The organism is Paraburkholderia piptadeniae, from assembly GCF_900007165.1.
Lineage (GTDB): Bacteria > Pseudomonadota > Gammaproteobacteria > Burkholderiales > Burkholderiaceae > Paraburkholderia > Paraburkholderia piptadeniae.
This window is the reverse complement of record NZ_CYGY02000208.1, coordinates 493-939: the sequence shown is the minus strand read 5'-3', so window position 1 is coordinate 939 and position 447 is coordinate 493. Positions and strand designations below refer to the sequence as shown.

At 61.1% G+C, this 447-nt stretch carries 1 protein-coding gene; it reads right to left on the bottom strand.

The genetic code is table 11. From position 1 onward, the window contains the following. The coding region (locus BN2476_RS44510; RefSeq protein ID WP_087740441.1) for a hypothetical protein at positions 1–447 on the bottom strand (447 nt) is incomplete at both ends.

Below are 447 nucleotides of genomic sequence, written 5' to 3'. Positions count from 1 at the left end.
TAGCGATTCGATGGTTGCCCAATCGGCGTCGGTGACGCTGCCCGCTTCTTCACGGGCGTCGCGAAGCAGCATCGCTTGCGCGCGCAACTGGCCGTGTTCGAGTGTCGAGCCCACGGGCACCTTATACAGCGATGCGGCAGCTTCAGCACACGCGCTGCCCAACGCGCCGGGCGGATAACGTTCACGCTGCCGATGCACGATCCACCATTCCAGTTCGAGCGCGGTGGTGCGCGAGACATCGAAGTCGCGGTTCCCCGTGTTGCGGATCAGGCTGAAATAGGTTTGCAGCGCCGGCAACGCTTTTTCGTAATCGCTGCGTTCCTTGCCCTCCTTGAAGGTGAATGCGGCTGATGCGCCGTAGTAAGCACCGACGTACGATCTTAGCCACGGAAAGTGGTATTGCGTGCGCAGGGTTTGCGCCAGTTCAAGAAAGAGCGCCACGTGCTG